Here is a 12,246-nt window from a genome sequence, read left to right on the forward strand (position 1 = left end):
GTTAATCCCCCACTGTAAACTCGAAGAAGTCGCTGGCGACAAAACTGTCTTTGAAGACGGCTCGGACTTCGTCTAAAAATTCATCATCCCGACCTTGATAGCGGGCCGAGATATGGGTGACAATCAAGCGTCCGGCTTGAACCGTCTTCGCGAGCGTCGCCGCCTCGACCGTCGTCGAGTGACCATATTGACGGGCGAGCTTTGCCTCTTCGTCCATGAACGTCGCCTCGTGGACGAGCACATCGACGCCTTCGGCGAGGACGACCGCGTTCGGACAAGGAATCGTATCCCCCAGAATCGCCACGATTGGTCCACGGACCGCGTCAGTGACGTATTCTTTAGAGAGATAGGTTTCTCCTTCAAACTCGAACGTCTCCTCTTGCTTGATCGTCCGATAGATCGGTCCGCTCGGAATCCCGAGCGCCTTCACTTTATCGACGAGAAGCGCACCGGGCTTTTCGGGTGCCTCGATCCGGAATCCGTACGACGGAAAACGATGGTCCAATCGTTTGACCGTGACGAGATGACCGTCCTGTTCGAACGTATCGCCGTCCTCATATTCGACGATCGACAAGTCATAACCGAGATACGACCCAGTCACTTTCATCGTCAACTCGAGCCACTTCTTGATGCCTTTCGGTCCGTAAAGCGTGAGCGGGCTTGACCCATCGAGCGCTGAACGCGTCGACAAGAAACCGGGCAGGCCGAACACGTGGTCACCGTGGAGGTGGGTCACCCAGACGGCCGAGACTTTACGCGGTTTGACTTTCGTATGAAGCATTTGGTGCTGGGTCGCTTCACCGCAATCGATGAGCCACGTCTGTTTCGAAAGCGTGAGCGCCAGACCGGAAACGTTCCGTTGTTTCGAGGGCATGCCGGAGCCAGTTCCTAAAAATTGTAACTTCATAAATAATTTTGTCCTTTCTTCTAGTGCATTCCATGCTATACTGTAGGCAATCGTTGATAAAGGATGTGATCCGTGATGAATAAAGTTGAACATTCCGACTCGATCTATGAACTGATCCGGGAACGGGCGACTTCAATGAATCGCAAACACCAACAAGAACTAGGCACCTCAATCCACATTCACGACATAGCGATGGAACTTCACTGTTCAGACGAACTCGTCTTGGAATCATTGGAATTCGCCGCATAATCACTCGAACACATAGGAAGAGCCGACATCGCGTCGGCTCTTTTTCACTTCGTTTTCGGTGTCGCGACGTGCTCGACAATTTGAACGACATATTCAACCAACTTGTATAGCTCGACGAGCGGCATGCGCTCGTTCGTCGTATGAATCTCTTCATAACCGACAGCGAGGTTAACGGTCGGAATCCCGCCCCCAGCGATGACGTTCGCATCTGACCCTCCACCTGAATGTAAGATTCGTGTCGGGCGTCCGATGGCCGCCGCCGCCGCTTTCGCGACTTCGACGACTTCGTCGCCTTCTTCGAACTTGAAGCCCGGGTACATGATGTCGATGTCGACTTCGGCTCGGCCACCATGTGCCGCTGCCGCCTCGACGTAAGCTTGTTTCATCGACTCGGCTTGGGCTTCCATCTTCTCGTGGATGAGCGAGCGCGCTTCGGCGAGCACCTCGACGTAATCGCAGACGATGTTCGTGGCACGTCCGCCTTCGAACCGTCCGATATTCGCTGTCGTCTCGTCATCGATTCGTCCAAGCTTCATCTTCGCGATCGCTTTCGCCGCGATTTGAATGGCCGAGACCCCTTTCTCAGGCGCGACACCGGCATGCGCCGTCTTACCGTAAATTCTAGCGTTCACTTTCGCTTGTGTCGGGGCAGCGACGATGATATCGCCGACCGGGCCGTCCGAGTCGAGCGCGAAACCGAACTTCGCATCAATTTTCGACAAGTCGAGTACTTTCGTCCCGACGAGACCTGACTCTTCGCCGACCGTGATGACGAATTGGATTTGACCGTGCGGAATCGCTTGTTCCGTCAAAACACGGACCAGCTCAATCATCGCCGTCAAACCAGTTTTATCATCAGCGCCGAGGATGGTCGTCCCATCCGTCACGACGTAGCCATCTTGAATACTCGTCTTGATCGCTTTACCTGGTGTGACCGTATCCATATGCGCCGTGAAATAAATCGGGTCGACGCCTTGTTTCGTCGCAGGTAGCGTGATGATGAGGTTGTTACCTGAATGAGCCGTTTTCGTCGATGCGTCGTCCTCGTAGACGTCACATCCGAGCTCAGTGAAGACCGCCTTTAAATGCTCACAGATGACTGCCTCTTCTTTCGTCTCCGAATCGATGCCGACCAACTGTAAAAATGTGTCAAGCACCCGTTTCTCGTTTACCATGAAAACATCCCTCCATCCAAACATTTCTAGGTTATTATAACAAACTCGTGCCGTTTGCACGAACCTTTTCCATTCTGTACAATGAGGACAAACACATTTGGAGGAACGTCATGAGTAAGAAACAGAAAAAGCGGCAACGCATCATTCAAATCGGTGTCGTCGTCATCGTATCCATCTTTTTATTGAGCACGTTTTTGTCGGGGATGGCCATGTTCCTGTAACAATAGGATATAGCGCTCTTTCAAAATCAAGTAGCTCTTCACATCAGACAAAATATTGAGCAACGATGAACGTACCTCAAATTCCTCACGTGACGTGGGGAGGGGTACGTTTTTTCGATAATGCTCAATCGTCTCCTCGAGCTCCCGCAAGAACGTCGAGGCGTCGGCTTGTTGGTTGACGTTGTCGCCGACGAGTCGAAGGAATGTCGCGACCGGTTTGGCTTCATTGACGACGAGTGTGATTTCCCGTGAGTTCTCGGCGATGCGTTTCAAGGTGTCATATTGCCGCTCCCTCATTCGGAAGTACAAGTAATCCATGTCCTCGTTCCGCTTCCCGATCGAATTCCCCATCCGGCGGAGCGCAAGATCTTTTCCTTGCTTCAAATAATCGCGTGTCTTCAACAGCATCATCGAATGGTCGTTGTAGACGCCGGTCTCGACACATGCGGCCACATCATAAAAATGCACGGCGAGCGCCCGGTCGATATTGTCCTTGATGCGTTCGATCTCTTTATCGAGCGTCGGCATATACATGTTGACGACGAGCCCGACCCCGACCCCGATGGCGATCAACAACAACTCGTTCACGAACAAATCGAGTGAGAACTGTCCTTCCGTATACAGATGGGTCAGGATGACGACACTTGTGATCATGCCATCTTGCAGTTTGAGCTGTTGTACGAGCGGGATGAACATGACAAAATAAAGTGTGAGCGTCGCTGGCGAATAGCCGAGCAAGGTGAACATCAACGCACCCATGCCGATGGCAATCAAGCTGGCCATGACCCGTTCATAGGAGGCCCGAAACGACTTTTTCCGCGTCTCCTGAATACTGAGGATGGCGATGATGGCCGCGAAGACGTAATAGTCGAGATGGATCGTCTCCGAGATGAGCATGGCAATCCCGGCGGCTGCCGCCGTCTTGAGCGTACGTGATCCGATTTTCATAATATCTCCTCCTCTCTCACAAAATTGTTCACTAGTTTCTTCCGTTTGGCAATCCATATGTTTGGAAGTGATCGTATTGAAAAGAAAGAAACGCGGCGTGATCCCGACGATTCTCACGCTCGCTCTCGCCATATCCGGTTTCCTTTGGCTCCAAGATCGTCCGAGCGGGTCGTATACCGTTCAGACCTATGACAACGGGGACGTCTCGACCCGGGCGTTCGAGTCGCTCGATGAGGCGCGCGCCTACATGGAACGCGGGGGCAATCGCGCCCTACTCGATGCGTCGGGAGACGTCATCGATTTCACGGGTACTGGAATCGCGGTCACCCCGACCGACCGAATCACAAACCTATATCAGGACGCCGAGTTTAAGAAACGGCAGTCCTATGTCGCCGGTGGAACACGTCTCCGTCTCATGCAAACGGGCGACAAGCATTTGTTGGTAAATATCTCTGGGGCCGATGTCTACGTGAAGCCGGCCGACATGACGCTTTACCCGGACGCCGTCGTCGAGCGGCGCGGTTTCTATCAGATGAGGGACGGACAAGTGTTCCATACCGTCGAGGCGAACGGCAATTTGGCCGGGACGTTTCTCGTCGGACCGGCGCCGCAACAGTCGTCCGACCGATATTACACGGAGGACGTACGCGACGTGTTCGATTCGCCCTACCAATTCGCTTCAATCGCGTCGAAGGCACCGTATTCGGCTCGCGAGCTCGACGAGTTCCTCGGCTCACTCGACGATAGCCCGCTCGCTGGGAAAGGCGACGCCTTCAAGGACGCCGAGGCCGAATTCGGCATCAACGCCTTGTTCCTCATGGCGGTAGCCGGACACGAGTCCGGTTTCGGTACGTCTGCCATCGCCCGTGAAAAAAATAACTTGTTCGGCTTCCAAGCGACCGACAACGATCCGAGCGGAAATGCGGCCTCTTATCCATCCGTCGAGGCGAGCATCGATGCGGCGGCTCGTTTATTCGCCGAGAAGTACGTGACCGGAGATTACGACCGCGGTCCGTTTCCGGGCAATAAACAAGAAGGCGTCAACGTCTTTTACGCCTCGGACCCATATTGGGGCGAGAAAGTCGCCGGGACGATGTATCGCATCGATCGTGAACTCGGATTGACCTATTTCAAACAGCTAAAATGACGGCCACGGCGGCCGTCATTTTTTTGCAGGAATCCCCCCTTCGCTGAGCGAATACCTAAATGAACGACCATTCATTCCAAAGGGGGATTTGTATGAAAACGATTTGGATCACAGGTGGCTCATCGGGGATGGGCAAGGCGATGGCGCTAAAATTCAAAACCGAGGGTTGGAACGTCGCCATCAGCGGCCGCAACGAGGAGCGGCTACAAGAAGCGATGGGCGAACTGGAGGCCATCGGGGCCGGAGCAGCGATGGCCGTGCAACACGATGTGCGTGACTACGAGGCGTGTTCACAAGCACTCGATCAAATCAGCGAACGGTTCGGACCGGTGCATGCGCTCGTCAATAACGCAGCCGGCAACTTCGTCTGTCCGACGCTCGACTTGACGCCGAACGGCTGGACGAGCGTCATCGACATCGTCTTGAACGGGACGTTCAATTGTACCCACGTCCTCGGCAAACATTGGGAACGGGAGCAACTGCGGGACGGCTCCATCATCAACATGGTCGCCTCCTACGCCTGGCAAGCGGGCGCCGGTGTCGCCCCGAGCGCCGCCGCCAAGGCCGGGGTGCTCAATTTGACGCGGACGCTCGCCGTCGAATGGGGGTATCAGTTCGGGGCACGCGTGAACGCGATCAGCCCGGGCCCAATCGAGCGGACCGGTGGTGCCGACAAACTCGCCGTCCACGTCAAAGAAGTCGAGCGCATCCGTCGTAACGTGCCGCTCGGACGGTTCGGCACACCCGAAGAGATTGCCGACCTCGCCTATTGGATGGCGTCGGACGAGATGCGCTATTTGAACGGAGAATGTATCTCGCTCGACGGCGGCCATTGGCTCAATAAACATCCGTTCTAACCGAAAACGGCCGAGGAGATTCCTCGGCCGTTTCATATGTCTTGTCCCGTCCATTCCGCTTCGAACCTGTCCAAAAATGAGACCATGAATGCGTGGCGTTCCCGGGCAATCTGTCGTGCCCGTTCCGTATGCATCCCATCCGCGAGCCGGAGCAACTTATCATCGAAGTGGGCGACCGCACTTGTCGCATCGTTCGGGTCATATAAAGCCGTTCCGCGTGACCCCGCGAATTGGAACGTGCGGGCGATGCCGATCGCCCCAATCGCGTCGAGTCGATCCGCATCTTGCAGGATGGCACTCTCCAACGTCGATGGACTTCTATGTTTCGAGAACGATGTCTCGCCGATGATCGTCAGGACGTGTGCCCGTCGATTCGGGTCGAGCGCTAACGTGTCCAAGTGACGCGCGACGAGCCCCGCCTCGCGACCGAGCTTCTCATCCTCGACGTCGTGCAAGAGCGCCGCAAGCGTCAGGACAAGCCGATCGACGTCTCCCCCTTCGGCGAGATGCATGGCTAAGCGGCGCACCCGCTCGAGGTGGGCCATGTCATGACCGGTACAGTCCCCGGCATGCAGCGCCGCCACGTACCGTTCGGTCTCGAGTACTGCTGGTTGCGTCATCAAATCTCGATCGTCGTGTTCGGCTCGATCAAGAGGCCGCGTTGGTGCAGTTGATCGCAGAAAGCCTGTGCGTCTTGTTTGATGGGTGGGAACGTGTCGAAGTGAATCGGTACGACCCGTTTCGCTTGGAGCCAGTGCGCGGCATCGAGTGCGTCGACCGGTCCCATCGTGAAGTTGTCACCGATCGGGAGGAACGCGACGTCGATATCGAACCGCTCCCCGTACAGTTTCATGTCCGAGAACAGGGCCGTGTCCCCGGCGTGATACACCGTGAGCGCCTCTGTCTCGATGATGAACCCGCCCGGCATACCCATGTAGATCGGGACGTCCCCCATATCAAGACTCGAGCTATGGAACGCCTGCGTCATCGTGACGCGACCGAACGAAAACGAATGTCCGCCCCCGATGTTCATGCCGTGGACCGAATAGCCTTTTTTCTCATAATATGTCGCCAGTTCGTGCGTCGCGACGATTGTCGCACCCGTCTGTTTCGCAATCAGTTCCACGTCTTCGATATGGTCGAAATGAGCGTGGGTGAGCAGGATATAATCTGCTTTGACGCTCGCCGGATCGACGTCCGTGTGCGGATTGCTCGTCAGGAACGGGTCAATCAAAACGGACGTCCCGTCGATATCGAGTTGTACGGTTGCATGGCCATAGTAGGTGATCTTCATAGAAATCCTCCCTTTCTGTTATCAGATGGAATCTTTCACTTATAAGACTTTTTCTAAGAAGCGTTTCGCACGGTCGGTCTGCGGATTGAGGAGCAGGTCGGCCGGTTTGCCTTCCTCCATCAAGATACCTTCGTCAAGGAAGAGGACGCGGTCCGCCACTTCGCGGGCAAAGCCCATCTCGTGCGTGACGACGACCATCGTCATCCCTGAATCGGCGAGTCCTTTCATGACGTCGAGCACTTCGTTGACCATCTCTGGGTCGAGCGCCGACGTCGGCTCATCGAACAACATGACGTTCGGCTCCATGGCGAGCGCCCGGGCGATCGCGACCCGTTGCTTCTGTCCACCCGACAGTTGGCTCGGGTAAGCGTCAATCTTCTCCGATAATCCGACGCGTTCGAGGAGCTTTTTAGCTCGTTCGATCGCTTCGGCCTTGCTCACTTTCAAGACGTTAATCGGCGCGTACGTCAAGTTGTCGAGTACGTTCATATGCGGGAACAAGTTGAACTGTTGGAACACCATGCCGATGTTTTGACGAGCCTTCGAGACGTTCGCCCCTTTTTTCGTGAGCTCATAGCCGGCGACGCTGACCGTGCCGGACGTCGGCACTTCAAGCATGTTCAAGCAACGGAGGAACGTCGATTTCCCGGAACCGGACGGACCGATGACGGCGACGACTTCCCCTTTCTCAATCGATGTCGTAATTCCTTTGAGGACCTCGAGGTCACCAAATTGTTTGTATAAATCCTTTACTTGTATCATCTGCCATCACTCTTTCTAAGCCGTTTTTCTAGACGTTGACCAAGATACGTCAACACCATCACTATTGTAAAGTATATCACACCGGCAAACAGGAGCGGTTCAAAGTAGATCGCCTTTTGCCCACCGACGATTTGCGCCCGACGCATGATGTCGAGCACACCGACCGTCGAGACGAGCGCCGATTCTTTCGTGAGCGTGATCATCTCGTTGACGAGGGCCGGCAAGATATTTTTGAACGCCTGCGGCAAGATGATTGACCGCAGTTGTTTGACGTACGGGACGCCGAGGGCATCCGACGCTTCCCACTGTCCTTTATCGACCGCTTGAATCCCGGCCCGAATGATTTCCGAGATATACGCCGCCGAGTTGAGTGAGAAGGCGATGACGGCCGATTGGTACGGCGTCGTGATATAACCGGTCAATTGCGGCAACCCGAAGTGGATGATCGCGAGTTGCAAGATGAGCGGTGTCCCGCGGAACACGGCCGTGTAGGCGTGCCCGATGAAGTTGACGAGACGGTTTGGGACGATCTTGAATGTGGCGACGACGACCCCGAGCGTGATCCCGAGCAAGGCCGAGACGAGCACGACTTGAAACATGACCGGGATCCCTTCGAGAATATACGGTATAGAATCATAAATCCGACTAAAATCCATTGTGAGTTCCTCCTAAAAAAAGGCTGACTGATATTTTCAGTCAGCCTTCTTCAATCTTTATTCAGCTGGTGCTGCTTCTTGTTCGAACCATTTTTGTGCCAACTTCTCGATGTCTCCTGAATCGATCATCTTGTTCAATTCTTCATTGAATTGATCGCGAAGCTCATCGTCCTTACGGAAGGCGGCGGCAGAACCGGCCTCTTCTTCATCGACGATTTCAAACGTTGAAAGTTCGCTGTCTTGGTCGAGGTATTTCTTCGCGACCGTGTCCTCGATGACCATTGCATCGATGCGACCAGTCTTGATTTCCTGGATGATCTCCGGGATCTTGTTCAAGGCGACAATTTCAGCGCCCGGGATTTGTTCTTTAGCGATCCCTTCTTGAATCGAACCAAGTTGGACCCCGACTTGTTTCCCGTCTAAATCTTCAAGCGACTGGACGGCATCCCCTTTTGACAAGATCAAGTTTTTCGCAGTGAAGTAGATGTCTGAGAAATCAGCGTTCTCTTTTCGTTCTTCTGTCGGTGTCATACCTGCCATGACGAAATCGACACGGCCAGCGTTCAGCGCCCCGAGTAGGCTACCGAAATCCATGTCTTCAATTTTCAATTCATAGCCCATATTCTCGGCCACTTGCTTGGCGATGTCGATATCGAAACCGACGATCTCGTCGCCGTTCGCCGTATCGACGAACTCATATGGGAAGTAGTCCGCACTCGTCCCCATGACGATGACTTTATCCTCCTCATCGGTCGACGTCGAACCTCCTTCGTTCACGTCTGCCCCACAAGCTACCGTGAAAGCGGCAAGACTTGCGATACATAATGCTAAAAAACCTTTTTTCATGTTCATCGTCCCTTTCTTCTATATAGGATAAAATTATCAGAACTTTAACAAAATTATGACATATATGTGAATAGTGCTCAACTGTTCTTCGACTCATCATATGTCCGACTTGTTCTTCAACCACTATATACACATAATTATTACTTGTAAAGTATATTCATGCATAAAATATAAAAAAATACGGTCACATTCGCTCGTAAGCAAAATAAGTGACCGTACCGTTGTCGCGAGAGCCGTAGGGCTGCACCCGTTTGACCGACGCGATCGGGATGGCGCTATACACGTGGGGATAGCGTTCCCCGTCCTCGTCAAACTCGTAGTGGAGCAGGCTGCCGAGACGTCCGACATGGAACGAGACGAGCACGACTCGCTCCCCATGATAATGTCGACGCACGAATTTGCCGATCTGTTGCGGGGTGCAACAACGAATATAACCTTCCGTCTGGAGGGTTGGTTCATTGATCTCGCCGCGCGACAAAGCAATCGTATATTCGGCCTCGCTCATGATTTTGACGACTGGTTCCATCTCATCGATCCCTTCTTAAGGAAAAGCGCAAAGGCAAGGCCTCTGCGCTCACTTCTTAGGCGTAGTAAATATCGAACAACGTCTGTAACTGCTCGACGAGCTCTTCGGCCGTCGATGACTCGATCGTGCTCCGTTCGACCATCGTGACGATATTGCCGTCTTCTAACAGCGCGATCGATGGTGACGACGGGGCGTAACCTTCGAAGTATTCACGGGCCCGGTCCGTCGCTTCACGGTCTTGACCCGCGAACACAGTCACGAACTGGTCCGGTTTGACGCCTTCCATCTTGTTCACGTACGCTGCTGCCGGACGAGCGATGCCACCAGCACAGCCACATACCGAGTTGACGAGCACGAGCGTTTTGCCTTCTTTTGTTAACGCCGCGTCGACTTCTTCCGGTGTCGTGAGTTCTGTGTACCCTGCAGCGCGTACCTCATTGCGAGCTTGTTCGACTACATCTTGAAAGTATAATTGAAAATCCATATTGTTTCCCCTTTCGACTTGCGTCTGTTCTTTCTTATTTTACGTCTAGTGGATCGGTTAGGACAAGTCTATCGCTCAATTGTCCTTCGAGGAACGGTGTCGCGTTCAACAGCGTCTTGAAGGCCACATAACGGGCCCGCGCTTCAGCGGTCGCTTCCCGGTTCGTCAAATAGGCCCGGATGAGGATGTTCTTCGGCGTGTGCTCCATATCGATGAACTCGAGCAGTTGCGCCTCATAGCCGACGAGTCCAAGTAATTCGGCCCGAATCGAATCGGTGGCGAGCGCCGCGAACCGTTCTTTGATGAGCCCATGCTGCAACATGACGTCGAGGCTCGGCGCCTCGAGTTGACGATTCAATTCTTTTTGACAACAAGGGACGCTCAAGATGACTTTAGCTCCCCAGCGAACGGCCCGGGCGAGCGCCATGTCCGTCGCGACGTCACAGGCATGAAGCGTGACGACCATATCGACCGCCGTCTCGCCTTCGAACTCGTTGATGTCCCCGACGAGAAACTCGAGGCGCTCATAGCCGAGGTCACGGGCAATCCCGGCACATTCTTCGATGACTTCTTTCTTCAAATCGAGCCCTGTGATATGGACGTCATAGCCTTTCATTTCATGCAAGAAGTGATAGAGGGCGAACGTCAAATATGACTTCCCTGAGCCGAAATCGAGAATCCGGACGGTCCGGTCGGTCGGTAAATGTTTGATTGAGTCTTCGATAAATTCGAGGAAGCGGTTGATTTGTTTGAACTTGTCGTATTTTTGACGCTTCACTTTTCCGTCCTCGGACTGGACGCCGAGGCGGATGAGGAACGGTACCGGTTCATCGAGCGGTAACAAATACTGCTTCTCGCGGTTATGGCTCAGCTTCACTTGTTTGACGGCAGTCTCACGTTCTTTGAACGTTACTTTGAACTTTTTAGACAGTTGAAAGTGGACCTCGGACGCCGTCAACTGGAACTGACCTTGGCGGAACGTCTCGAGCAATTCATCGAGCTCGATGACCGCCTCGTCCGGTGTGAGATTTTTATGTTTCATCACCCGTTCAAATTGGTATTCGAACTGTATATGGTACTCGCCTTTCAACAGGACCGGCTTCAATTTGACCCGGCGCAAATCGTTCGACTTTTGACGCGGTTGGCTGACTGTCGCCGTCACGAGCTCGTTCTGGCGAATCACATCAGCGAGTCGCTGTTTTAACTCTGTATATTCCACTGCGTTCATCCTTTTTTCAATAGTTTCGAAACTTTTAGTCACGTGTATTCGTACATACTATTACACGAACACGTGCAAACGTCAAAGGAGGATTATTGTATGTTCAAAAAGTTATTATCATCGATTGGGATCGGTGCCGCGACGGTCGATACACGGCTCGCGGAGAACGCCTGTGTGCCAGGCGGGACGCTCGATGGTGTCGTCCATATCAAGGGCGGCAGCACCGAGCAATCGGTCGACCGGATTTACATCTTCTTCAACACGCTCTATAAGCATGAGGTGAACGACAAGACAACGTACTCGACGTTCACGATTGAGAAGATTTTGTTGAACGAGGCGCCGTTCATGATTGGTCCCGAAGAAGTGAAAGAAATCCCGTTCACGATCGACGTGCCGTTCAACACGCCGATTTCGGTCAGCCAATCGAAATCGTGGATTGAGACCGGTCTCGATATCGCCCAGGCCGTCGACCCGAAAGACGAGGACTCGATTCTCGTCAAACCGAACCACGCTCAACAGGTCGTCCTCGACGTGCTCGATGACATCGGTTTCCGCTTGAAAAAAGCTGATACGGAGATGCTCCCGGCCCGCCATCGTTCCGGCCGTCTCCCGATTGCCCAAGAACTCGAATATTCACCGAACGGCACGAGCTATGGACGCAAACTCGATGAGCTTGAAGTCGTCATGCTCCAAACGGAGTCGTCTCTAGACTTATTGATTCAAGTCGACAAGAGCGTCCATAATCTCGGCAGCCTGTTCGCCGACTTGACGGGGACCGACGAGTCGACGCACCGACTCAGCTATACGAACACCGAGCTCGCCTCGCCCGAACGGATTCGCCGCGATCTCGAGGCATTGATTGAACGTTCCATCTGAACCATGCAGCCACGGACAATTCCCGTGGCTTTTTTTATTTTTCATATAAAAAGTCCTGCCTTCGACTGAAGGCAGGACG

General features: G+C 53.6%; 15 protein-coding genes. 4 read left to right on the forward strand and 11 right to left on the reverse strand.

Annotated features, from left to right (window positions below; all coding sequences use genetic code 11):
* Window position 1 precedes the first annotated feature (1 nt).
* Window positions 2-907, reverse strand: coding sequence for a ribonuclease Z (gene rnz / locus KNP78_RS00325; protein ID WP_138859294.1), 906 nt, complete (start codon window positions 905-907; stop codon window positions 2-4).
* A gap of 75 nt (window positions 908-982) precedes the next feature.
* Here rnz and KNP78_RS00330 point away from each other — a divergent pair, with 75 nt between their 5' ends.
* Entirely contained in the window at window positions 983-1,156 is a 174-nt protein-coding gene (locus KNP78_RS00330; protein WP_167491781.1) for a hypothetical protein, read from the forward strand.
* Between the two features lie 44 nt (window positions 1,157-1,200).
* On the opposite strand, the gene KNP78_RS00335 is transcribed toward KNP78_RS00330, so the two are convergent.
* A complete protein-coding gene (locus KNP78_RS00335) occupies window positions 1,201-2,331 on the reverse strand; it encodes a M20/M25/M40 family metallo-hydrolase (protein WP_214823103.1) in 1,131 nt (376 codons plus the stop codon).
* Window positions 2,332-2,510: 179 nt separating this feature from the next.
* Window positions 2,511-3,500, reverse strand: coding sequence for an aromatic acid exporter family protein (locus tag KNP78_RS00340; protein ID WP_214823104.1), 990 nt, complete (start codon window positions 3,498-3,500; stop codon window positions 2,511-2,513).
* 67 nt (window positions 3,501-3,567) lie between these two features.
* On the opposite strand from KNP78_RS00340, the gene KNP78_RS00345 reads away from it, so the two are divergent.
* Together KNP78_RS00345 and fadH are read left to right on the forward strand one after the other, a co-directional pair.
* Window positions 3,568-4,647, forward strand: coding sequence for an N-acetylglucosaminidase (locus tag KNP78_RS00345; RefSeq protein ID WP_235420230.1), 1,080 nt, complete (start codon window positions 3,568-3,570; stop codon window positions 4,645-4,647).
* Between the two features lie 92 nt (window positions 4,648-4,739).
* Window positions 4,740-5,504, forward strand: a complete 765-nt coding sequence (fadH, locus tag KNP78_RS00350) for a 2,4-dienoyl-CoA reductase (protein ID WP_034777934.1) — start codon at window positions 4,740-4,742, stop codon at window positions 5,502-5,504.
* A 32-nt stretch (window positions 5,505-5,536) separates the two neighbouring features.
* Here the strand turns inward: fadH and KNP78_RS00355 are convergent, their stop codons facing one another.
* From KNP78_RS00355 to KNP78_RS00390, 8 genes are all read right to left on the reverse strand, one after another.
* A complete protein-coding gene (locus tag KNP78_RS00355) occupies window positions 5,537-6,124 on the reverse strand; it encodes an HD domain-containing protein (RefSeq protein WP_214823105.1) in 588 nt (195 codons plus the stop codon).
* A complete protein-coding gene (locus tag KNP78_RS00360) occupies window positions 6,124-6,798 on the reverse strand; it encodes a metal-dependent hydrolase (RefSeq protein ID WP_034777938.1) in 675 nt (224 codons plus the stop codon). Before KNP78_RS00360 ends, KNP78_RS00355 begins: the two co-directional genes overlap by 1 nt.
* A gap of 39 nt (window positions 6,799-6,837) precedes the next feature.
* On the reverse strand, window positions 6,838-7,560 hold the full coding sequence (locus KNP78_RS00365) for an amino acid ABC transporter ATP-binding protein (protein WP_034777940.1): 723 nt from the start codon (window positions 7,558-7,560) through the stop codon (window positions 6,838-6,840).
* Window positions 7,557-8,216, reverse strand: a complete 660-nt coding sequence (locus KNP78_RS00370) for an amino acid ABC transporter permease (RefSeq protein ID WP_034777942.1) — start codon at window positions 8,214-8,216, stop codon at window positions 7,557-7,559. The genes KNP78_RS00365 and KNP78_RS00370 overlap by 4 nt, the downstream gene beginning before the upstream one ends.
* Window positions 8,217-8,273: 57 nt before the next feature.
* Window positions 8,274-9,062, reverse strand: coding sequence for a transporter substrate-binding domain-containing protein (locus KNP78_RS00375; RefSeq protein ID WP_214753400.1), 789 nt, complete (start codon window positions 9,060-9,062; stop codon window positions 8,274-8,276).
* Between the two features lie 184 nt (window positions 9,063-9,246).
* Window positions 9,247-9,588, reverse strand: coding sequence for a DUF952 domain-containing protein (locus KNP78_RS00380; RefSeq protein ID WP_021067681.1), 342 nt, complete (start codon window positions 9,586-9,588; stop codon window positions 9,247-9,249).
* 55 nt (window positions 9,589-9,643) lie between these two features.
* Window positions 9,644-10,072, reverse strand: coding sequence for a BrxA/BrxB family bacilliredoxin (locus KNP78_RS00385; RefSeq protein ID WP_034777946.1), 429 nt, complete (start codon window positions 10,070-10,072; stop codon window positions 9,644-9,646).
* Window positions 10,073-10,106: 34 nt separating this feature from the next.
* Window positions 10,107-11,291, reverse strand: coding sequence for a class I SAM-dependent methyltransferase (locus tag KNP78_RS00390; RefSeq protein WP_214753141.1), 1,185 nt, complete (start codon window positions 11,289-11,291; stop codon window positions 10,107-10,109).
* A 99-nt stretch (window positions 11,292-11,390) separates the two neighbouring features.
* Here KNP78_RS00390 and KNP78_RS00395 point away from each other — a divergent pair, with 99 nt between their 5' ends.
* Window positions 11,391-12,167 carry a sporulation protein gene (locus KNP78_RS00395; RefSeq protein ID WP_214753139.1) on the forward strand — a complete coding sequence of 259 codons (777 nt, stop codon included), beginning with the start codon at window positions 11,391-11,393 and terminating at the stop codon, window positions 12,165-12,167.
* Window positions 12,168-12,246: the final 79 nt, after the last annotated feature.

This window comes from Exiguobacterium sp. s28 (genome assembly GCF_018618135.1).
Taxonomy (GTDB): Bacteria; Bacillota; Bacilli; order Exiguobacteriales; family Exiguobacteriaceae; genus Exiguobacterium; species Exiguobacterium mexicanum_A.